General features: G+C 71.7%; 20 protein-coding genes and 1 pseudogene. 14 read left to right on the top strand and 7 right to left on the bottom strand.

What is annotated here, in order from left to right:
* Positions 1 to 65 precede the first annotated feature (65 nt).
* The 4 genes from ACIRQP_RS19785 (at position 66) to ACIRQP_RS19770 (ending at position 4,652) form a co-directional block, all read left to right on the top strand.
* On the top strand, positions 66 to 1,073 hold the full coding sequence (locus ACIRQP_RS19785) for an alpha/beta hydrolase (protein WP_403891511.1): 1,008 nt from the start codon (positions 66 to 68) through the stop codon (positions 1,071 to 1,073).
* 133 nt (positions 1,074 to 1,206) lie between these two features.
* Positions 1,207 to 2,226: a helix-turn-helix domain-containing protein gene (locus tag ACIRQP_RS19780; RefSeq protein ID WP_403891508.1), complete on the top strand. Its 1,020-nt coding sequence runs from the start codon at positions 1,207 to 1,209 to the stop codon at positions 2,224 to 2,226.
* 141 nt (positions 2,227 to 2,367) lie between these two features.
* Entirely contained in the window at positions 2,368 to 3,825 is a 1,458-nt protein-coding gene (locus ACIRQP_RS19775) for a PLP-dependent aminotransferase family protein (protein WP_403891505.1), read from the top strand.
* A gap of 47 nt (positions 3,826 to 3,872) precedes the next feature.
* Positions 3,873 to 4,652, top strand: coding sequence for a class I SAM-dependent methyltransferase (locus ACIRQP_RS19770; protein WP_403891502.1), 780 nt, complete (start codon positions 3,873 to 3,875; stop codon positions 4,650 to 4,652).
* Between the two features lie 41 nt (positions 4,653 to 4,693).
* On the opposite strand, the gene ACIRQP_RS19765 is transcribed toward ACIRQP_RS19770, so the two are convergent.
* Positions 4,694 to 5,233, bottom strand: coding sequence for a DUF5954 family protein (locus ACIRQP_RS19765; RefSeq protein ID WP_403891499.1), 540 nt, complete (start codon positions 5,231 to 5,233; stop codon positions 4,694 to 4,696).
* Between the two features lie 112 nt (positions 5,234 to 5,345).
* Positions 5,346 to 6,704 (bottom strand): FAD-binding protein, encoded by a 1,359-nt coding sequence (locus ACIRQP_RS19760; RefSeq protein WP_403891496.1) that lies wholly within the window; start codon positions 6,702 to 6,704, stop codon positions 5,346 to 5,348.
* Positions 6,705 to 6,976: 272 nt separating this feature from the next.
* On the opposite strand from ACIRQP_RS19760, the pseudogene ACIRQP_RS19755 reads away from it, so the two are divergent.
* Positions 6,977 to 7,453: pseudogene (locus ACIRQP_RS19755) on the top strand (YoaK family protein); the annotation flags it as partial.
* Positions 7,454 to 7,641: 188 nt separating this feature from the next.
* Here ACIRQP_RS19755 and ACIRQP_RS19750 read toward each other — a convergent pair.
* Positions 7,642 to 8,319 carry an NUDIX hydrolase gene (locus tag ACIRQP_RS19750; protein ID WP_403891493.1) on the bottom strand — a complete coding sequence of 226 codons (678 nt, stop codon included), beginning with the start codon at positions 8,317 to 8,319 and terminating at the stop codon, positions 7,642 to 7,644.
* A 143-nt stretch (positions 8,320 to 8,462) separates the two neighbouring features.
* Between ACIRQP_RS19750 and ACIRQP_RS19745 the strand changes: the two genes are divergently transcribed.
* The 7 genes from ACIRQP_RS19745 (at position 8,463) to ACIRQP_RS19715 (ending at position 15,325) form a co-directional block, all read left to right on the top strand.
* The gene (locus ACIRQP_RS19745) at positions 8,463 to 8,906 is read left to right on the top strand and encodes a hypothetical protein (protein WP_403891491.1); all 444 of its coding nucleotides are present in this window, start codon (positions 8,463 to 8,465) and stop codon (positions 8,904 to 8,906) included.
* Between the two features lie 143 nt (positions 8,907 to 9,049).
* Complete coding sequence (locus tag ACIRQP_RS19740; protein WP_403891488.1) at positions 9,050 to 10,165, top strand: PLP-dependent cysteine synthase family protein; 1,116 nt, start codon at positions 9,050 to 9,052, stop codon at positions 10,163 to 10,165.
* Between the two features lie 8 nt (positions 10,166 to 10,173).
* Positions 10,174 to 11,466, top strand: a complete 1,293-nt coding sequence (locus ACIRQP_RS19735; RefSeq protein ID WP_403891485.1) for an MFS transporter — start codon at positions 10,174 to 10,176, stop codon at positions 11,464 to 11,466.
* A gap of 65 nt (positions 11,467 to 11,531) precedes the next feature.
* Positions 11,532 to 12,380 carry a sulfite exporter TauE/SafE family protein gene (locus ACIRQP_RS19730; protein WP_403891483.1) on the top strand — a complete coding sequence of 283 codons (849 nt, stop codon included), beginning with the start codon at positions 11,532 to 11,534 and terminating at the stop codon, positions 12,378 to 12,380.
* A 76-nt stretch (positions 12,381 to 12,456) separates the two neighbouring features.
* Positions 12,457 to 13,575: an ABC transporter permease gene (locus tag ACIRQP_RS19725; protein WP_403891480.1), complete on the top strand. Its 1,119-nt coding sequence runs from the start codon at positions 12,457 to 12,459 to the stop codon at positions 13,573 to 13,575.
* Between the two features lie 272 nt (positions 13,576 to 13,847).
* On the top strand, positions 13,848 to 14,387 hold the full coding sequence (locus ACIRQP_RS19720) for a DUF4232 domain-containing protein (RefSeq protein ID WP_403891477.1): 540 nt from the start codon (positions 13,848 to 13,850) through the stop codon (positions 14,385 to 14,387).
* 155 nt (positions 14,388 to 14,542) lie between these two features.
* Positions 14,543 to 15,325, top strand: coding sequence for a VOC family protein (locus tag ACIRQP_RS19715; protein ID WP_403891615.1), 783 nt, complete (start codon positions 14,543 to 14,545; stop codon positions 15,323 to 15,325).
* Here the strand turns inward: ACIRQP_RS19715 and ACIRQP_RS19710 are convergent.
* Entirely contained in the window at positions 15,306 to 16,295 is a 990-nt protein-coding gene (locus ACIRQP_RS19710; RefSeq protein ID WP_403891474.1) for an NAD(P)H-binding protein, read from the bottom strand. The genes ACIRQP_RS19715 and ACIRQP_RS19710 overlap by 20 nt on opposite strands.
* Positions 16,296 to 16,349: 54 nt before the next feature.
* Positions 16,350 to 16,820 carry a nuclear transport factor 2 family protein gene (locus ACIRQP_RS19705; RefSeq protein WP_403891471.1) on the bottom strand — a complete coding sequence of 157 codons (471 nt, stop codon included), beginning with the start codon at positions 16,818 to 16,820 and terminating at the stop codon, positions 16,350 to 16,352.
* A 117-nt stretch (positions 16,821 to 16,937) separates the two neighbouring features.
* Here ACIRQP_RS19705 and ACIRQP_RS19700 point away from each other — a divergent pair, with 117 nt between their 5' ends.
* Complete coding sequence (locus ACIRQP_RS19700; RefSeq protein WP_403891469.1) at positions 16,938 to 17,570, top strand: TetR/AcrR family transcriptional regulator; 633 nt, start codon at positions 16,938 to 16,940, stop codon at positions 17,568 to 17,570.
* Between the two features lie 58 nt (positions 17,571 to 17,628).
* Here ACIRQP_RS19700 and ACIRQP_RS19695 read toward each other — a convergent pair whose 3' ends face one another.
* Positions 17,629 to 17,946 (bottom strand): UBP-type zinc finger domain-containing protein, encoded by a 318-nt coding sequence (locus ACIRQP_RS19695; protein WP_403891466.1) that lies wholly within the window; start codon positions 17,944 to 17,946, stop codon positions 17,629 to 17,631.
* 207 nt (positions 17,947 to 18,153) lie between these two features.
* On the opposite strand from ACIRQP_RS19695, the gene ACIRQP_RS19690 reads away from it, so the two are divergent.
* Positions 18,154 to 19,110, top strand: a complete 957-nt coding sequence (locus tag ACIRQP_RS19690) for a hypothetical protein (protein ID WP_403891463.1) — start codon at positions 18,154 to 18,156, stop codon at positions 19,108 to 19,110.
* Between the two features lie 55 nt (positions 19,111 to 19,165).
* Here the strand turns inward: ACIRQP_RS19690 and ACIRQP_RS19685 are convergent, their stop codons facing one another.
* A complete protein-coding gene (locus tag ACIRQP_RS19685) occupies positions 19,166 to 19,939 on the bottom strand; it encodes a polysaccharide deacetylase family protein (protein WP_403891460.1) in 774 nt (257 codons plus the stop codon).
* Positions 19,940 to 20,442 lie beyond the last annotated feature (503 nt).

Below are 20,442 nucleotides of genomic sequence, written 5' to 3'. Positions count from 1 at the left end.
CGGGCCCGGAGGCAGGATGGCGGCAGGCGGTCACAGGGACGTGACCGCGACGCAGGGAGGTACCCATGAACGCCACTCCGTCCTCCGGTATACGGGCCGACCGGGCCGGTTCGCCGCCACCGCCGTTCGATCCGGAACTCGCCGCGGCGCTCGGTGTCATCGGTGAGCATATGGACACCCTGAACCTCGATGACATCCCCGCCATACGCGGGAGCGAGACCATGGTCCGGCCCTCGGACGAGGACCTGCGGCAGGACGGCGCGTTCGAGATCGAGGAACGTACGGTGCCGGGCCCGCCGGGCGAGCCGGACATCTCCCTGCTGATCGGCCGGCCGGCCGGGGCCGGCACCTCGCTGCCCGCGCTCTACCACGTCCACGGTGGCGGGATGATCCTCGGCGACAACAGGTCCGGCGTCGTGCCCCTCCTCGACTGGGCACGGGAACTCGACCTGGTGATCGTCTCGGTGGAGTACCGGCTGGCCCCCGAACACCCGCACCCGGCGCCGGTGGAGGACGTCTACGCGGGACTCGTCTGGACCGCGGAGCACGCCGACGAACTCGGCATCGACCCCGGCCGGATCATCGTCGCCGGCGGCAGCGCGGGCGGTGGCCTGGCCGCCGCCGTCGCACTGCTGGCACGCGACCGGGGCGGACCCGCACTGGCGGGGCAGATGCTGATGTGCCCGATGCTCGACGACCGCAACGACACGCCCTCCAGTCTCCAGATGGCCGGCCTCGGGGTGTGGGACAGGGCGGCGAACCACACGGGATGGACCGCGCTTCTCGGGGACCGGCGCGGCGGCCCCGATGTCTCCCCGTACGCCGCGCCCGCCCGTGCCGAGGATCTGTCGGGGCTGCCCCCCGCGTTCATCGACGTCGGTTCCGCGGAGACCTTCCGGGACGAGGACGTCACATACGCCGGCCGGCTGTGGCAGGCCGGTGGCCAAGCCGAACTGCATGTGTGGCCGGGCGGCTTCCACGGGTTCGAGATCCTGGTGCCGCAGGCGGTGATCTCCCAGGACGCGCGGAACGCTCAGCTGACGTGGTTGCGCAGACTGCTGGCAGCCGGCTGACGAGCGCACCGGCGGCCGGACCCGCGACCGGACAGGCGACCGGACAAGCCGGCGGACGGGCGAACGGGCCGGGATTCTCCGGAAAGGCAACGGAATGGTTGGCACCGGCCGCTCGGAGAAGCAGGATGTGGGTGTGAAGGAGCTCGCGGGCAAGCTTGCGGCGCTGGACCCCGACGCGGGCGCGGCCCTCCATGTGATCGCGTACTTCGACCGGCTGGTCGAGGGCCGCGCCGGCCTGGAGTCGCTGGTGCGCGGTGCCGCCGTGCTGTCGGGCTGCCCGGCCCGGCTGGTGGACGCCGAGCGTGGCGTACGTATCCGGGTCGACGCCGACGGGGTGCGTCAGGACCGCACCGGACACGCGCTGTCGTCGTGGATGTCCGCCCCGCTGGTGCCGGGCGGGGCCCCGGCGCTCTGGCTGGAGAGCGCGGGACCGCCCAACGGGGTCCACGCGATGGTGCTGGAACGGACCGCGGCCGCCGCCCGGGGGGTCCTCGACCGGACCCGTGGCCGGGCGCCGCTGGCGGGCCCGGTCACCGATCCCGCCTCGGTGGAGGTGCTGCTCGACGCGTCAGCCCCGGAGCAGGCGCGGTGGCGGGCGGCTGGCCTGCTCGGGCTGCGGAACGTGGCACTGGCCCGGGTGGTGGCGCCCACGGGGGATGTACCGGTGATCGAGGCGGCGCACGCCCCGGAAGCCCGGCCGCCGCTGCCCGGCGGCCGGCGTGTGGGCGTCGGTCCCGCGGTGCCCGTGCTCGAACTGCCGGCGTCCACGGCGGCCGCCCGGACCGCGCTGCGGTTCACCGCTGAGGGCACCGACCAGGATCCCGGGCCGAGGGTGGTGTACGCGGACGAGCTGGGCGGTCTCGCCCTGCTGGCGGCCTCCGTCGGCCCGGACACGGAACCGATTCCCGATGTACGGGCGCTGGACCGCGCCATCACCGCGGCCCCCTGGGCGGGCGGCACACTCCATACGGTCGCCTACGCCACGAGCCTGCGCGCCGCCGCCGCGGAGCTGAACATGCATCACTCCACGCTCCAGGACCGGCTGGCGCAGGCGGAGCACTGGCTCGGCTGGCCGGTGCACGATCCGCGGGGACGGCTGCGGCTGCAACTGGCCCTCGCGCTGCGGCGGCTGCATCGCAACCTCCATCTCTGAGCAGGTACGGCATTCATGTCCGTGCCGCCGCGCGCGTACCGGCACCGTGGCACGGACTGAAGGACCAATTCGCTCTCTTTCCACCACAGTGGTCCTCCAGAGAGAAGTTTCCTCCATGACCAATCCGCATACAGTGGGGCCATGAGTGCCACTCCGCCCTTCCCCAGCCGCGTGACCGGCCGTATCTCCGCCGCCCGGCTGGCCGACACCCTCGGGAGCTGGCGTGCGGGCGGGCCCCGCAGCGGCGGGAAGGATCTGGCCGACGCCCTCGCGGCCCTCGTCCACGACGGCCGGCTGCCTCCGGGCATCCGCCTGCCTCCGGAACGCGAGCTGGCCGCCGCCCTCGGCGTCAGCCGAACCATGATCGGCGCGGCCCTCGACCGGCTCCGCGACCGTGGTCTGATCGCCTCCCGCCAGGGCGCGGGATCCTGGACCGCCGCTCCGCCCGGTGTACGGGGCGATACGAGCGGGCTGCCGGGCGGCTCGGGCCTGATCAATCTCGCCCGCGCGTCCCCGGCCGCGGTCCCGGGCCTGCTGCCCGCGTTCGAGGCGGCGCGGCGCTCGATGCGGGACGCGCTCCATGACGAGACCTACGACGACCTGGGCATCCCGTCGCTGCGCGAGCGGCTCGCCGCCCGGTACACGGCGCGGGGGCTGCCCACCGCGCCGTCCGAGATCATGATCACCAACGGTGCGCACCACGGATTTGTGCTGGCGCTCCATCTGCTGGCGGGGCCGGGTGACCGGGTTCTGGTCGAACAGCCCGGCTATCCGCACGCGTTCGCCGCCGTAGCCGCCGCGCGGGCCCAGCCGGTACCGGTGCCGGTCGACCCGTTCGCCGCACCCGCCTGGGACATCGACGGTATCGAGGCGACCGTGCGGCAGACCGCGCCCCGGCTGGCGTATCTGATGGTGGACTTCCACAATCCGACCGGCCGCAGGCTGGACGCGGCCGGCCGCGAGCGGCTGGGCGCCGTACTGCGTGCCACCCGTACCTACACCGTCGTGGACGAATCAGCGGTGGATCTCGACCTCAGCCATTCCACGGACCGGACGGACGGAGAAGCACCACCGCCCCTGGCGGCCTTCGCGCCACGCTGGACGATCACCGTGGGCTCGCCCGCCAAGTCGCACTGGGGCGGCCTGCGTATTGGCTGGATCAGGGCCCCTAGGGAACTCGTCGAGAGGCTCGGCGAGCGCCGTGTCTCGCTGGACCTCGGCTCTCCGCTCTTCGAGCAGCTGTGGCTGTCCGAACTCCTCGCCGATCCGGCGGCGCCCCACGCGCGGACGCGCCGCCGTGAGCTGCGCGAGCGGCGCGACACCCTCGCCGCCGCGCTGCGCGCCGAGTGCCCCGACTGGACCTTCCGGCTGCCGGACGGCGGCGTCAGCCTCTGGTGCCGGCTGCCGTCCCCGATCGGCTCGCGTCTGGTCGCCGCCGCGGAACAGCACGGCGTGCTCCTCGCGCCGGGCGCCCACTTCGGCGTACAGGACCAGCTGGAGCGCTGGCTGCGCCTGCCCTTCACCCAGCCCCCGGACCGGCTCAGGGACGCCGTCCGACGCATCGGGGTGGCTCGGGAGTCGCTGTCCGGCACCTTCTGAGGACGCGTGGGGCGAGGCGTGGGGCCCTGTCGTTACCCTGGGCCCTGATGTTCACACCCCAGGGCCCGACCCTTCGCGAACTCGCCGTGCAGGCGTTCTCGTCCATCGAGCACGGCTACGACCTGCTGGCGCCCAAGTTCGACCACACGCCGTTCCGTACGCCCGCTCATCTGCTGGACGCGGCGGTCCGCACGGTCCGGCCGCTCGGACCGTTCGCCACGGGACTCGACATCTGCTGTGGGACCGGGGCCGGAGTGGGGGTGCTGCGGCGGTTGTGCGACGAGCGCGTGACCGGTGTCGACTTCAGCGCGGGCATGCTCGCCGCCGCTTCCGCCTCTGCTTCTGCCGCTGCCTCTCCTTCTCGCTCCGCGTCCTCCGCGTCCCACGCCGCCTCCCCCGAATTCACCTCGGCGGCCGTGGACTGGGTACGGGCCGACGCGCGCGCCCTGCCCTTCGCGCCGGTCTTCGATCTGGCCGTCAGCTTCGGGGCGTTCGGTCATTTTTTGCCCGCCGAGCGGCCCGTGCTGTTCGCGCAGGCGCACGCGGTGCTGCGGCCGGGCGGCCTGTTCGTCTTTCCCGTTCCGGCCCCGCCCCGCGTCGGCTCCCCGCTCTACTGGGCCCTCTGGGGCTTCGATACGGCGATGCGTCTGCGCAATCTGCTCTGGCATCCGCGGTTCGTCATGTACTACCGCACGTTCAGGCTGCCCGACGTACTGGACGAACTGGCCCGGACGGGGTTCACCACGGAACTCCTCCCGCTGACGGATCTCGGCCGGCGCCCCGACGGCAGCCCCCGGTGCGCCCTGGTCGTGGCACGCCGGAGGTGAGTCCGGTACTCCCGTGGGCCGTGCGGGCCCGCTCGGTCCGGTCAGTCGTCCAGTACCCGTCCCGGCCCCCGGGGACCGGGACGTTCATCGAGCACTTCGGGAAACTCCTGGTCCCGCGGCTGCGGCGGCTGCGGACCATGGCCGGTCATGATGATGGTCTGCTCGATCCGCACCACGCGGTAGACATCACCGCCGATGATCACCTGGTCCTCGCCGCGTACGACCGCCTCGGCGGCCCGGGTGAAGCGCGGCCCCAGCTCGCCCGCGTCCAGGGCCCGTACCCGCAGCACATCGCGGAGATCCGTCCTGGCCTCCGCCTCGGCGGGAACGGCCGGAAAGAGCTGCCGCCAGCCCCCGTCCTCGTGGAGCATCGCCGAATACGCCGTGTAGTGCGAGACCGACGTCCGTTCCCAGTCCGGACCGCTCACCGGGAACTTACGCCGCAGCGCCTCCTCACGCTCGCCCAGCTCCAGCAGCCGCCGGGCCGCCGCGTCATCGAACAACTCGCCTGCGGACTCGTCGGCCGCGGACTCGTCGCCCGCCGCCTCATCGTCCGCCGCCTCGCCGGGATTCGCGCTCACGTAAGTAGCGTGCCGTAAAACGGTGATCCCCGAGGGCGGGATAGGAGGATCTTCCGGGGTAAATCCCGCCATGTTTACGTGGTGCGGATCGGCCGGGGACCGCCGTCCGCCGCTATCCGCGCCCGCCCGGGAAGTACCGTTCCAGCAGGTCGTTACGGAAGACGCCCCGCGGGTCCAGCTTCGCCGTCAGCGCCTCGAAGTCGGCGTACCGCTCGTACAGCGCCCCGACCCGCTCCGGGCCCATCGTGAACAGCTTCCCCCAGTGCGGTCTGACCTCGAACGGCGCCAGCGCTTCCTCGATCGCGTCCAGCACGGGCGTGACGGCCGCGGTGTCCGGGTGCCAGGTGAAGTGGAAGGCCACGGTGTCCCGTCCATAGGCGGGACTGAGCCATAGTTCGTCGGCCGCGACCGTCCGGATCTCACCGATCTGGAGGACCGGCGCGATGCGCTCCCGGATCCGGGCCAGCGCGTCGAAGGCCGCCCGTCCGTCCTCCCGTGCCACGAAGTACTCGCTCTGGAGCTCGTCGCCGCTGCTCGGAGTGAACTCGGGCCGGAAGTGCGGCAGTCGTTCGTGCCACGGCCCGGGGACGCCGGACTGCTCCGTACAGGTCCACGGGTCCATGCCGGGCACCGGGTGCCGGGGGCCGTCGGCGCGTACGGCACCGAACCGGCGGTCCGGCGCCGGATCCGGATCGCCGTCGCCGACGCGCTGCTTGAGCCACATCAGCTCGATCCGCTCCGTACGCCAGCTGGTGAAGAGGCTCACGCTGTACGCGGCGGAGAGCACCTCGTCGAACCGCTCGCGCAGGTGCTCGTACGGGAGTCCCTCGTACACCCACTGCCGGATGTCGTACGTGGGTACGAGGTCCAGCGTCATACGGGTGACGATACCGGCCGCGCCCAGGGCGACCACCGCCCCCGCGAAGTCCGCGTCGTCCCGGTCGAGGACGAGCAGTTCGCCGTCCGCCGTGACGAGTTCGAGCGCGCGTACCGCCGAGGCCAGTGTCCCGTTGCCGGCCCCGGATCCGTGCGTTCCGGTGGCGCAGGCTCCCGCGACGGAGATGTGCGGGAGCGAGCCGAGGTTGTGCAGGGCCAGGCCCGCCCGATGGAGGGCTCCGGTGAACTCGGCGAACCGCAGACCCGCGCTGACCGTGACGGTGGCGGCCGCCTCGTCGATCTCCACGATCCGGGGCAGCCCGGCCACCGAGACCAGATCGCCGTGGGTGTCCGCGATGGTGTTGAACGAGTGGCCGCTGCCCAGAGCGCGCACCGCGCCGCTCCCGGCGACGATCTCCCGCAACCGCTCCACCGAGGACGGCGTGTGGACGCGCGCCGCGTTGAAGGTGATGTTGCCCGCCCAGTTCCTCAGCACCGGAGGTACGGGACGTATGGCCCGGTCACGGGGAACATCGGGGCTTCCGGGCGGCGTGAGCACGGCGTCTCCTTCTCTGCGGTCGGGCGTGGCGGCCATGCCCGTTCCCTTACTTCTTACCTCATGCGCCGGCGGCGCCGGTCCGCGTCGTGCGGCCAGGGCGGCCGGTACGCCGGGGCTAGGGTTTCGATCCGTTGGTCCGTACAGGAAGCCGTGCGCGGAAGCCGTCCACGAATGCCGTCCGCGGAAGCCGTCCGCGGAAGCCGTGTCCGTTGAGTGTCCGGTGAGGGAAAGCGCGAAGGAAAGCAGGTGCCCCCGTGCCCGAAAAACTTCCCCTGGCGCGACGTTGGGCCGTAGGGGCCCTGCTGACCATGACCTTCGCGACCGGTCTCGTGGATGCGGTGAGCTATCTGCGGCTGGGACATGTCTTCGTCGCCAATATGACCGGCAACGTCGTCTTCCTCGGTTTCTCCGTCGCGACGGCGTACCAGCTGCCGGTGGTGGCACCGATCGTGGCCATGGCGGCTTTCGTCCTGGGGTCGTTTCTCGGCGGGCAGCTCAGCAAGTTCCTCGGCGGCCGGCCACGGTTCTGGCTCGTCTGCGCCTTCGCCTGCCAGGCCGCCGGACTCACGCTGACGGCCCTGCTGATCGGTACGGGGGTGCTGGGCACCGAGGGCCGGATGGGACTGGTCATCATCGCACTGCTCGGCGGTTGCTGCGGCCTGCAGAACGCGACGGTGCGCCTGCTCGCCCCCCGGGATCTGACGACGACCGTCCTCACCCAGACGCTCACCGGGCTCACGGCGGAGAGTGTGCTCGGGGCGGGCACGGGTACGAAACCACACCGCAAGATCGGCTCGCTGCTGGCCATGCTGGGCGGGGCGGCGGCCGGCGCGATTGCTGCTTCAGACGACTCTGGCGGGTGTGGTGGGGCTCGCGGCCGTCCTGGTGGCGGGTGTCGCCTGTGTGTTCGCGCTGGCGCCGGTACCGGACGACGCCGCGGTCTGAGGACGCCCGGCCCGCGCCGTTGCGCCGGTCAGCCGCGCTCCGCGGCGACGGTCAGCAACTCCTCCATCCGGCGCAGCGCTTCACGGACGTTCTCCTCGGAGGTGGCCTCGCGCGCCTCGGCCGGGGTCATCCAGCGCAACGGGGCGTCGGGATTCTCCGGACGTGCCGCGTCGGGGTCGGCCGTGGCCAGGACGAACCGGAGGTCCGCGTGTTCGTGCGCGGGTTCACCGCCGCCCGCCGCGACCGGCACGATCACCACCTGTACGAGCTGAGCGAGCGACGCGTCCGGATACGGGACCAGGTCCCCGAGCCCGGTCTCCTCATGGCCTTCCCGCAACACGACTTCGCGGGGATCCCTCTCGCCCGGATCGCCGTGGCCCCCGACCTGGAGCCATGAGCGCTGTCGCGCGTGCCAGCGCATCAGCACCCGTCCGCTCGCGGGGTGCACGATCAGCGCGGACGCCGTCACATGCAGCGGAATCGAACGCAGCCAGGGATCACCCGCGCCCTCCGCGAGCGCGCGAACGCGGGCCACGTCGGCGGCCTCGCGCGGATCCCGTGTCCGGTACCGGGACAGCAGATCGAGGATCGGTCGGCCGACAGCGTGCGTCGCGTTCTCCATACCCGTACCTGTCATCCCCGTCACATCCGTCACGCCTGTCACATCCGTCAACTCGTGGAAGCCGACGCGGTCGTCGCGCGCCACGCCACCGAGGACGTTACGGATGACGGCGGCGGATGTCCTCCGGGTTTTCGCGCGCTCGCGGCTTGCGGCCCCCTGTTCGAGGGGACCGAGGCGAACACCCTCCGGTTGCGACGTAGGGCGAGCGATCGCATACGCTGCGCTACATGAACGGTGCGGTGAGGAACGGGAAGAGCGGGCGCGGGTCGAGACCCTGCGTCGTCCTGCTCACCGTGCTGGCCGCGCTCCTGCATGTGCTGGGCTGCGCGCACGGTCCGGTCTCCGCCGCGTCTCTCCGGAGCGCGGCGGCGCCCACGGCGGCAGTCGCGCCGCAGTACTCCGCTCCCGGTCACCCGGCCACGCCGGTGGCCGGCTGCGCCGGCCGGGCCAGCCATGGGGCGGCTTCCTGCACCGACACGGATGAACCGGGCCTCCTGCCGCAGCGCCCTGACGCCTCCACCGCACCCCTCGCGGTGGACGGACCGAACGCGGCGGACACCGCCGTGCGGAACCCGATGAGCGCACGTGCCCATGCGGAGCGCGGGGACGCCCGCGGTGGTCGGGGCGCGGAACAGCGGCGGCGCGCGGCGCTGGGTGTGTGGCGGAACTGACGACGGCCCCGGGCCTCTGACGGTACGGGCGAGCGGCACCGCCCGCCCGTACCGCCGGTGGCTCCCCGGGCTCTCCGACCCCTCACACCCCTCACCACGGCCGGGGCGCGCCCACGCGCGGCCGGCCACTGGAGCTCTGCGCGATGGACCACTTCGACATTTCCCCCGCCCCTCAGCCGGCCCACAGCCCGGCGGCGCTGGTCGGCGACACCCCGACGCTGTGGATCGGCGCCCCGTTCACGGCTCCCGGCCGTGGCTTCTGGGCCAAGCTGGAGGGACACAACCCCGGCGGAATCAAGGACCGAACTGCCCTCTACATGGTGGCGCGCGCCCGGGAACGCGGCGAACTGCTGCCCGGGGCACGGATCGTGGAATCCACCTCCGGCACGCTGGGCCTGGGGCTGGCGCTGGCCGGCGTGACCTTCGGCCATCCCGTCACCGTCGTCACCGATCCGGGGATGGAACCGCTGATGACCGGGCTGCTGAGGGCGTACGGCGCGGACATCGAGCTGGTACGGACGCCGCATCCGGTGGGCGGTTGGCAGGAGGCCCGCCGGCGCCGGGTGACGGAGCTGCTCGCCGTGTATCCGGATTCCTGGTGCCCGGATCAGTACCACAACCCGGACAATGTGGCCGCGTACCGTCCGCTCGCCCAGGAGTTGGTGTCCCAACTGGGCCGGATCGACACCCTGGTGGCGAGCGTGGGTACGGGCGGGCACTCCGCCGGGATCGCCACTGTGCTGCGCCACCACTTCCCCGCCCTGCGGGTGGTGGCCGTCGACACCACCGGCTCGACCATCTTCGGCCAGCCCGCGGCGCCCCGGCTGATGCGCGGTCTGGGCAGCAGCATCCATCCGCGCAATGTGGCGTACGGACTCTTCGACGAGGTGCACTGGGTGGCCGCCCCGGAAGCGGTCTGGGCCGCGCGTTCACTGGCACGGGCGCGGTACGCGACGGGCGGCTGGAGTGTCGGGGCCGTCGCCCTGGTCGCGCGCTGGCTGGCCGCCGTACGGCCGCCCGGGGAGCGGATCGTGGCGGTCTTCCCGGACGGGCCGCAGCGTTACGTCGGGACCGTCTTCGACGACACGTACTGCCGTGAGCACGGGCTGCTGGACCACCGGCCCACCGACCATCCGCGGGAGATCACGCATCCCGCCGAACGCACCGTCACCCGGTGGACGCGCTGCACCACGGTGGTGGACCCGCTCACCACGACCGGCCCGGAAGCGGGCGGCGGCCTGGCGGGGGTGGCCCGGTGAAGGGCTCCATGACCGCCCCCGGCGCACACGCCAGGACGACGGGCCTGTGGGCCACGACCCGGTCCTTTCCGCCCGCGGCACGCCTGCTGATGGCGAACCAGTTCGCCATCAATCTCGCCTTCTACATGCTCATGCCGTATCTCGCGGCGCATCTGGCCGGTGGGCTCGGGCTGGCCACCTGGGCGGTCGGTCTGGTCCTCGGCGTACGCACGCTCTCGCAACAGGGGATGTTCCTGATCGGCGGCGCCCTCGCCGACCGCTTCGGCTACAAGGCGCCGATCATGGCCGGCTGTCTGCTGCGCACGGGCGGCTTCGCGCTGCTGGGAGGGGTCGACCAACTGCCCGCGCTGATCGTGGCCTCGGCGGCGACCGGATTCGCGGGCGCGCTGTTCAACCCGGCGGTACGCGCGTATCTGGCGGCCGAGGCGGGCGAGCGGCGGGTCGAGGCCTTCGCGGTCTTCAATGTCTACTACCAGGCCGGGATGTTGCTGGGGCCGCCGGTGGGTCTCGTTCTGCTCGCCGCCGACTTCCGGCTGGTGTGCGTGGTCGCGGCGGTGATCTTCGCCGCGCTGACCGTGCTCCAGTGGCGCGCGCTGCCCGCCCGGGGCGGCGGGGAGAGCGCGGGCGAGCGGCCCGAGGGGGTGTCCGCGCAGTGGCGCACGGTGCTGGCCAACCGGCCGTTCCTGCTGTTCTCGCTGGCGATGATCGGCTCGTACGTACTGACCTTCCAGGTCTATCTGGCGCTGCCGCTGGCCGCCGCCGACGCGCTGGGGCCGGCCGCCGAGAAGGCCACGGGCGGCCTCTTCGTGGTCTCGGCCGCCGTGGCGGTGGTGGGGCAGACCCGGCTGACGCGCTGGGCCACGCGGCGCTGGAGTCCGCCGGGAGCGCTGACGCGGGGGCTGACCGTCATGGGGCTGGCGTTCGTCCCGCCGGCTCTGGTCCTCGCCGGTGAGGGATATACGGCGCGGCCGTGGACGCTCGCCGCGCTGGTGGCGACGGTCGTCGCACTGGCCGTCGGGAGCGCGGTGGTCTATCCGTTCGAGATGGACACGGTGGTCGCGCTGTCGGGCGGCCGGCTGGTCGCCACCCACTACGGCCTCTACAACACCGTCTCCGGGCTGGGCATCACGCTCGGCAATCTGGGCACGGGCGTGCTGTGGGATACGGCACAGCGCCATGATGCGCGCTGGCTGCCCTGGGCAGTGCTGACCTGTACGGGCCTGACCTGCGCCGGAGCGGTGTTCGCGCTGGCGCGCGGCGGCCGGCTGAACGCTCCGGTGACCCGGCCGGCACCCGGCTGAGCCCCGCTTCGAGCGCCGCCTGCCCTGTGGCGGTCCCGCGCCGGGGCATACCATCGGTTGCCGAAATGGACATATCTTGGTGGGGATTTGCCGCGCTCGCCGCGGCGGCGGCGCTCGTCGGTTTCTCGAAGACCGCGGTGAGCGGCGCGAATACGGTCAGTCTGGCCGTATTCGCGGCCGTGCTGCCGGCGCGTACGTCGACGGGCGTACTGCTGCCGATACTGATCGTCGGTGATGTGCTGGCCGTGCTCACCTATCGGCGGCATGCCCACTGGCCGACGCTGTGGCGGCTGTTTCCCGCGGTCGCCGCGGGGGTGGTGGCGGGCACCGTCTTCCTGCTCTGGGCCGATGACGCCGCTGTCCGCACCTCCATCGGCGCGATTCTCCTGATGATGGCGGGCGTCACGATCTGGCGCCGCCGCGTCGGCGCGGACAGCGCGAAGGAGAAGCCGGAAGAGACACAGGGGAAACAGGCCGACGGCGAGGGGACGGACCAGGCGGAAGTGGTCGCCGGGAAGGGCGGCCCAGAGGCACCGTCGGCATCGTCCACCGGTACCACCGGTCGCCTCAGGGCGCGTTCGTACGGCGTGCTCGGCGGATTCACCACCATGGTCGCCAACGCGGGCGGCCCCGTCATGTCGCTCTATCTGCTCTCCGCGGGCTTCCGGAAGCTCGGATTCCTCGGCACCTCCGCGTGGTTCTTCCTGATCGTCAATACCTCCAAGCTGCCCTTCAGCGTGGGACTCGGCCTGGTCGACGGCCGCTCCCTGCTGCTGGACGCCGCTCTCGTGCTCTTCGTCCTCCCGGGCGCCCTCATCGGCAAGGCGTGCGTGGACCGTATCGACCAACGGCTCTTCGAGCGGCTGGTGATCGGGGCGACCGCCCTCGGCGGTCTGCAACTTCTGCTGCGCTGAATCGCGCCCCTGGACTGCCGGACGAGGGTGGAGGGCATGGGCGGTTATTCCGATATGCGTGGTTTACGGTGCCTTCATGGACGCGGATCATGAAGGTCACCCCCACTCCGGCGGCGCGCACGGCAGACATCGGACCATGGGCGAGCGGTGGTCCGCCTTCACCGCCTCGCCCTTCCTCCCCGCGATCGTCCTGACCTTCATCATCGCCGCGGCCGCTGGGCTCTTCGCGGGTTCCTACACGTACAACATGGCGAATCCGACGCCCCACCGGATCCCCGTCGGCGCGGTGGGGCCCACCGGAACGGCACACGCCACCGCGTTCGTGAACGGCATGGACAAGGCCCTCAACGGCTCGCTCGAACTCCGTCGCTATCCGAGCGGCACAGCGGCGCGGCACGGGGTGGAGGAGCAGCAGGTCTTCGCGATTCTGACGTTCCGTACGGACCGCGCCGATTTCGCGGTGGTCGGCGCGGCGGGGGCCTCCGTGGCGCAACTGCTCACGGAGACGGCCCTGCCCGTGGCCAGGGCCGTCGGACTCCCCGTACGGATCAGCGACATCAAACCGCTGCAGAAGGGCGATCCACGCGGGCTGGCGCTCTTCTACATCTCCCTCGCCGCCGTGATCGTCGGCTTCGTCGGGGCGATTCAGCTGAGCGTCAACGCGAACGAGCTCAACCCCGGGGAACGGATCGCCTTCATCGTGGCGTACTCCCTGCTCGGCGCCTTCGCGATCGCCTCGGTGGTCGACTGGGGGATCGGCGCGCTCGATCTTCCGTTCGTGGAGTCCTGGCTGATCCTGGCGTTCACCATGTTCACGTCCGGGATGGTCTTCACCATGTTCAACACCCTTATGGGCCGGTGGGCGATGCTTCCGACCTGGGCGCTGATGGTGCTGCTGGGCAATCCCTCCTCCGGCGGGGCCGTCTCCTGGCCGCTGCTGCCCTCCCTGCTGGGACACATCGGACGGTGGCTGCCACCGGGCGCCTCGGTCAACGCCACCCACACCGCTGTGTACTTCGGCAACGCCCAGCATGTGTTCCCCTTCGCCGTCCTGGCGGGCTGGGCGTCGGTGTCCACCGCCGTGTTCTGGTTCTGGCGTCACCGGCACCCCGGCGGCCGGGAGCACACACCGGCGCACGCCGGCACAGGTCCAGGAACGGGAGCGGGTGCGGGAGCGGGTGCGAGCGCGGTGTGAACGCCCCTTCGGGAGGCTCATACCCTGAGCGTGACGAACGCGGGGGCCCGAACGACGGTGATCGGCGGAGGTACTGGACACCGTTCCCCGGGACGGCGGCTGACGCGCCGCCAGTCAGGGCGATCCTGTGATCGAATCTCGCCGGACCGCACAACCACCAGGGCGGTTCGCGTGTCATCCCAGGCAAGCGGTACAGCACGACCGACACCGGACGGTCCACCGTCCGGCGCTGCGCCGCTCACCACCGATCGACCGAAACGGGGAAACCACCCATGCGTATCCGTCCTGCCCTTGTCGCCCCGGCGGCTGCCGCCCTCACCGTGCTCCTGCTCGCCACCGGCGCCTCGGCCGCCGTTCCCGCGCCCGCCGAGGTCTTCGCGCCCGCGGCCCTCGCCACCTGCCGCGAAGGCGCGGTCGAGGTGGCCGCGACCGCGTCCGGCGTGGTCAACCAGGTCCGTATCAGCGTCACCAACAAGAGTGGCCGCGCCTGCGTCGTGGACCGTATCCCGACCATCACTTTCGGGGACCTGGACGGAACGGCCCAGCCCGTACCGCCGGTGGAGAGCGCGCCGTACAGGCTCACCGCCGGAGGCAGCGCGTACGCCTCGGTGCGCACCATCGACCCGGCCGCCGAGGACTCCCGTACGGTCGCGTATCTGACCGTCGCGGGCGACCCCTCGCATGACGGCACACGGTTCGACGCCGCCTCCCTTGGCTCGCCCGCGGGCATCCCGGTCTGGGAGCCGGTCACCACGCTCTGGCAGCCCACCCGAGCCAAGACGGACGCCGCTCCGGCCGCCGCTCTGCGCTGAGTCGCTCCGGGGGTCCGCGGGCCGGCGGACCCCCGGAACTGCCTCCCGCGGCGGGGAAGTGGTGCCGGGCCTGGCAGAGTAGGGGCACCGAACGGGGGCAGTAGGTAGTGGCAGCAGAGAGTGACAAGAGTCGGGGCGAGGGTGGAGTGAGCGACGTGGAGCCGGACAAGATTGCCTCACAGACGGTGGCCGGAGCTCCCTGCTGGGTGACGCTGCTCTCCCGTGAACTGCCCGCCGCTCAGGCCTTTTACGGCGATGTGCTGGGCTGGACCTACCGGCCGGCGGGGCTGGGGGACGACTTCTGTGTCGCCCTGTCCGACGGAATGCCGGTCGCGGGCATCGGCGCGCTGGCGGCCTCGCTCCAGGTCGCCGTCTCCTGGACGCCGTACTTCGCGGTGGCCGATGTCGACGTGGCCGCGGCCCGGATCAGGGAGCGCGGGGCGACGGTCGCGGTGGGTCCGCTGGCCTTCCACTCGGGCCGGGCCGCGCTGGCAACGGACCCCGACGGCGCGGCGTTCGGCATCTGGGAGGGCGCGGTGCGCTCCGACTGGACCGTGGGGCGCGGCAGCGCGCCGGCCTGGCTGGAGCTGCGTACCCGCGACACCGACGACGCGGCCAGGTTCTACAGCCAGGTCCTCGGCTGGGCGCCGGAGACCGAGGGCGGTTTCACCCTCGTCCGTGAACACGACCACGCGGTACTGCGGCAGGACGAGCATGTGGTCGCCAAGATCCGCGGCGGCGCCGTCCAGGCCACGCCCGATCCGCGGATCCGCCCGCGCTGGCATGTGTACTTCCGGGTGCCGGAGGTGTCCGGTTCGGTGGCGGCGGCGCTCAACGGCGGAGGCGCGCTGCTCTCACCTCCGGACCCGTCGCGGACCTCCTCCGAGGCGACGCTGCGCGATCCCGACGGCGCGTTGTTCACCGTGACGTCGGGCTGATGCCCGGACCGACGTCACGCTGAGCCCGGTCGGCCCGGTCGGCCCGGTCGCCCACGAAGGAAGAGGCGTGGGCCTCGGCGAAGTCCGCGAAGGAGCGGGGCGGTCGGCCCGTGACCGTTTCCACCGTGCGGGTCGTACGGTCCTCGACGCCGGAGGCGATCGCCCGGTCGAGGTCCGCGAGCAGTGTGGCGAACTCCGCGGGCATGTCGGCGGCGAAGCGGTCGCGCTGCTGCTCGTACGACACGGAGTCGTGCCGTACGGGCCGGCCGGTCACCCGCGCGACCGTGGCCGCGATGTCGTCGTAACTCAGCGCCTCCGGGCCGGTGATGACATGCGCCGTGTTGTGCGCGGGCTCGTCGATGAGGGCGCGCACCGCGACGGCGGCGATGTCCGCCGCGTCGACGAAGCCGACCCGGCCCTTGTCCGTCGCGGTCAGGATGGTGTCACGGGCGCGGATGCTCTCGCCGTGCTGATGGCCGCCGATGAAGTTCTGCATGAACCACGACGGCTGCAGTACGGCCCACTCGGGGAAGATCTCCGCCAGGGCACCGTGCACCTGTCCGGCCCCGGGGCCGCCCTCGGGGATCGCGGACGAACTCAGCAGTACCGCCCGGCGCACCCCGCTCTCCCGCGCCCGCCGCAGGAACGGCACCATCACGTCGGCGGGTTCGACGGCGCCGATGGGCGGTACGAGATAGATCCGGTCCACGCCGTCCAGGGCGTCCGTGTGGGTCCGGGGATCGTGCCAGTCGAAGTGTGCCGAGGTGAAGAGTTCCGGCCCGGCCCCGGCGGGCGCGGCGGTCCCCCGGCGGCTCGCCGCCCGGACGGACACGCCGAGCGCGGTCAGCCCCGCGACGACGAGCCGGCCCGTATTGCCGCCGGCGCCTGTGACCAGGACGGTGTCGTCGGCTGTCGTCGGTCCGGGTGTTGTCCCTCGTGGTGCCATGTCGTCGGCCGTTCCAGCTGTCATGTGGTGTCTCCCGGAGTGTTCGGACGCTGTGTGTTCGGACGCTGTCGGGCGTGGTCAGTCGGTCGAGGAGGCCGGGTTGGTGGCGGGGGCCGTGGGCTTCATGGAGGCGGGCATCTTCTGGGGGTTCCAGTAGTCGCGGTAGCGGGTGATCCGGCCGTGCCGCACGGTGACCACCGCGATGTACGAGAAGTCGAAAGGCTCCCCGGTGGCCACGATCAGGCCCTCGGTGCGCATTTCCACCACGATGGTCTCGGGGTCCCGGGTCTCATGGATCTCCAGGTACGGGATGTCGTGGATGTCGATGTGCTGGGGGTAGTCACGTATGTAGTCGGCGACCGCCTCGCGGCCCTCGATACGAGCGGGGGCGCCGGGCGGCGCGAACGGGAACTCGAAGAGCCCGTCCTCGGCCCAGAGTCCGACCCAGCCGTCCATGTCCTTCTCCACCAGCAGCCGCAGACTGTGGCGATACAGCGCGGCGGGTGTCGTGCGGTCGGTCTCGTCGGTCTCGCGCATGAGTGAACCCATGAGTGGTCCCTGCTTCCGTTAGAATGCGGACTGTCGGTCCGGTAAACAATACGGACTGGCAGTCCGTTTCACAAGCGCCGGAGAACGGGATCCGGAGAACGCGATAGCGAGGACGCCATGACTGGACGCAAGGAACGCGCGGACGCCGTCCGCAACCGGGAGGCGGTACTGGCCGCGGCCGACAAGCTGTTCGCCCGCCACCAGTCACCCGGCAGCGTCTCGATGGACGAGATCGCGGCCGCGGCCGGTGTCGGCAAGGGCACGCTCTTCCGCCGGTTCGGCGACCGCACGGGACTGATCAGAGCGCTCGCCGACCTGCACACGGCCGAGCTGCGCGACGCCGTCGAGAACGGCCCGCCGCCGCTCGGCCCGGCGACGCCGCCCCGCGAGCGTGTGGCGGCGATTCTCGACGCCCTGCTCCGTTTCAAACTCGACAGCCGCTATCTGGCGCTCGCCCTGGAGAGCCCCGCCGACGGCAGTCCCTATCGGACCACCTACTACGACTGGTGGCACACGGTCATCCGTGACCTGCTGGAACGGCTCCCCGGGGACGGCCACGGCGACAGCGGATTCACCGCGCACGCCCTGCTGGCCGCGACCCGGGCCGATCTGGTCGAACACCTCGCCGCCGACGGCGACACCCCCGACCTGATCAGTCAGCGACTCGCCGCCTTCGTCGCCGCCGTCCTCTCCTCCTCGGCACTCCCCTCCCCCGCGCCTTCAGCCTCGGCCTCAGGTGGAGCCCGGTGAACGGCGACGACGTACGGGGCCGAGACGCGGGAGCCGCAGGGCGGTGCAGGGTGTGCGGTCAGGCGGTCCGTACCGGCGGAACGCCCTCGACCTCGAAGACGACCTCGTCCTCGTAACACCACCACCAGCCCTCACCCGGCTCGTACGAACGGATGAGCGGGTGCCCGGACGCCTTGTAATGCGCGGTGGCGTGCTTGTTCTTGGAGGAGTCGCAGCACCCGATGTGACCGCACCCCTGGCACTCCCGCAGGTGCACCCAGGTGTCGCCCATGGCCACACACTCGGTGCAGCTGTCCCCGCTGTCCGGAGTCACCGACCGCACATCCGCGAGATGACTGCAGATGAACCCGCCCACGCCCTCTCCGCCGTTCGTCATCACACCGCCCGTCCGACCGCACAGGTCACTCGCACAGGTCACTTCGAGTCAGTCGCCTTTTTTTCACCGTACGGCCGGTCCTCCGCCACCGCCAGCAGGACGGGAACCAGTGGCCGCACGGCGGCGTCTTGACAGCCGTCCGGCACCGGAGAAGCCTGGACATTCGGTGCTCGCCCTGGGGCGAGCGGGGGGAAACGGGGCAGCAGGGTGAGTGACATACGCACGCGCATCTGGGGACGGGCCACGGCGGCGGGTGTGGTCCTGGCAGTGGCGTTACCGCTGACCGCGTGCGGCTCGGGGGGTGACGGTGACAGCGACGGTCCGGGTTCCTCGGCGGCGGTCGGCACGCCCACGCCGAGTCCTACGCCGACCGTCGACCCCGCCGCGTACCGCGGCGCGCTGGACACCACGCTCGGCCCGCTCGACAAGGCCCTGCGCGCTGTCGACCGCGCGAGTGAGGGCCGCGCGCTGACGCAGGCGCTCGGTACGGCCTCCACCGCGGCCGCCACCGCCGCCGGCGGGCTGGAGACGACCGGCGCCCCCGATGACGCCGTGGCCGGCAACGCCGGCCTCGCCGCTTCGCTGCGCGATCTGAGCCAGAGCCTGGCGGACGCGGGGGCCGGCGAAGGACGCTGCGCCACCTCACCGCGCGTCGAGCTGGGCTCGGCCGACGGTCCCGGGCGTGTCAGGGAAGCCGGCACCACGCTCACCGGCCTCGGCTACCCCGTACGGCTGAAGCTGCCCCGTACCGAGAAGCCGCAGCACCGCCGGCTCGGCAATGGCGCCTTCGTGAAGGACGCCCGTGCGGGCGGGCTGGGCCGGCTGACCATCAGGAACGGCACGGACTCCGACGCGGTGGTCTCCCTGACCCGCGGCGAGAAGACCACGTTCACGGTGTACATACGCGAGGGCGCCAGCACGACGGTGCGCCGCGTCGGCGACGGCTCGTACACCGTGTACTTCACCTCGGGCTCGGACTGGAACTCCTCGAAGAAGTCCTTCACGCGGGACTGCTCCTTCGAGAAGTTCGACGACACGGCGGACTTCAGGACCGTGGAGGTCAGCGGGGGCACGCAGTACACCGTGCTGACCTTCTCGCTGGCCAAGACGGTCGGTGGCAACGCCACCACCAGCGAGGTTCCCGAGAGCGAGTTCCCGTCCTGAGGCGCCGGAAGCCCTGAGAGCGCGCGGCCACCCGGTCGTCGGACGCCCCGCGAGGTCAGGGCTTGTAGACCTTCCCCGGCTCGGCGTGCCCCGGCGCCAGCAGCTGGGGGACGGTGACGAACGTGTAGCCGCGCTTCTTCAGCTCCTCGATGATCCCGGGGACGGCGGGCACGGTGCCGTCGTAGATGTCGTGCAGCAGGATGATGCCGTCACGGTCCGCCTGGTCGAGGATGCGCTTCTTGATGAGCTTGGAGTCCGTCGTCGAGTAGTCCTTGGCGGTGGCGCTCCACATGATCTGCGCGAGGCCGAGTTCCCGGCTCACCCGCGTGACCTCGTCGTCGGTACGGCCCTGCGGCGGGCGCATCAGCGTGGGCTTGCGGCCGGTGATCTCCGCTATGGCGTCCTGCGTACGGGCGAGCTCCTCGCGTACGGCGTCGGGGTCCCGGTCCGTCAGGATCTTGTGCGACCAGGTGTGGTTGGCCACCTCATGGCCCTCGGCCGCGATACGGCGCACGAGGTCGGGGTGTTTGACGACGTGGTTCTTGCCGAGCAGGAAGAAGGTCGCGGGGACCTTCTCCCTCTTGAGGATGTCGAGCAGTCCGGGGGTGTGCTCGGACGGTCCCGCGTCGAAGGTGAGGGCTATACAGCGCTCCTTCGCGCAGTCGACCGCACCGGCCGCGGTCTTCGGCCCGTTCTTGGCGTCGCCTCTGGCGTCGGCGGGCGAGTTGGCGTCGTACCCGGAGCAGCCGCTCAGCACCAGGCCGACCGAGGCGACCGCCGCCAGGGCGCCCGCTGCCCTCAGGCCGAGTGCCGAAGTGTTTTTTGGCATGACAAATCCCTCTTCCAATGACTGAGTGGCCGGTCGGAGAGAGGGCCTCAGTCGCGCAGCGCTGAGCCCGCACCGGGCCCGGGTGGGAGCCGGCGCGCGGAACGGCGCGCCGGGTGAAGTCGGTTCGGCCGCGGGCCCGGAGGGGCCGGTGAGCCGGCTACGCCATGCGGAACACGCCGAACGTGCCGAACACGCGACGCACGTGGGCGGACACCGCCGCGGACAGTGGGCAGGGCGGAGCAGGGTTCACTGGCCCTGACAGGGCATGGCCGAATGACATAACCGCACTATACATAGTGCGTATACATGCAGTGCATAGTGGCCCGGCGGTGGATGCGCCGGGCGACGCCGACCCGTGGAAGGAGCTGTGGTTCTACTCGAACCCCAGCTGGGTGCTTTCGTCCCGATCGCCCGCCCCCGGGAACAATCGGCGGGGGCCCGCCGTTGCATCGATTGAGGGTGTGGATGGAACTGAGTCCCCGGGCCCCATAAAAGAATCGCCC

It is taken from the genome of Streptomyces sp. NPDC102274 (assembly GCF_044766385.1).
Taxonomy (GTDB): domain Bacteria; phylum Actinomycetota; class Actinomycetes; order Streptomycetales; family Streptomycetaceae; genus Streptomyces.
This window is presented reverse-complemented; position numbering and strand designations above follow the sequence as displayed.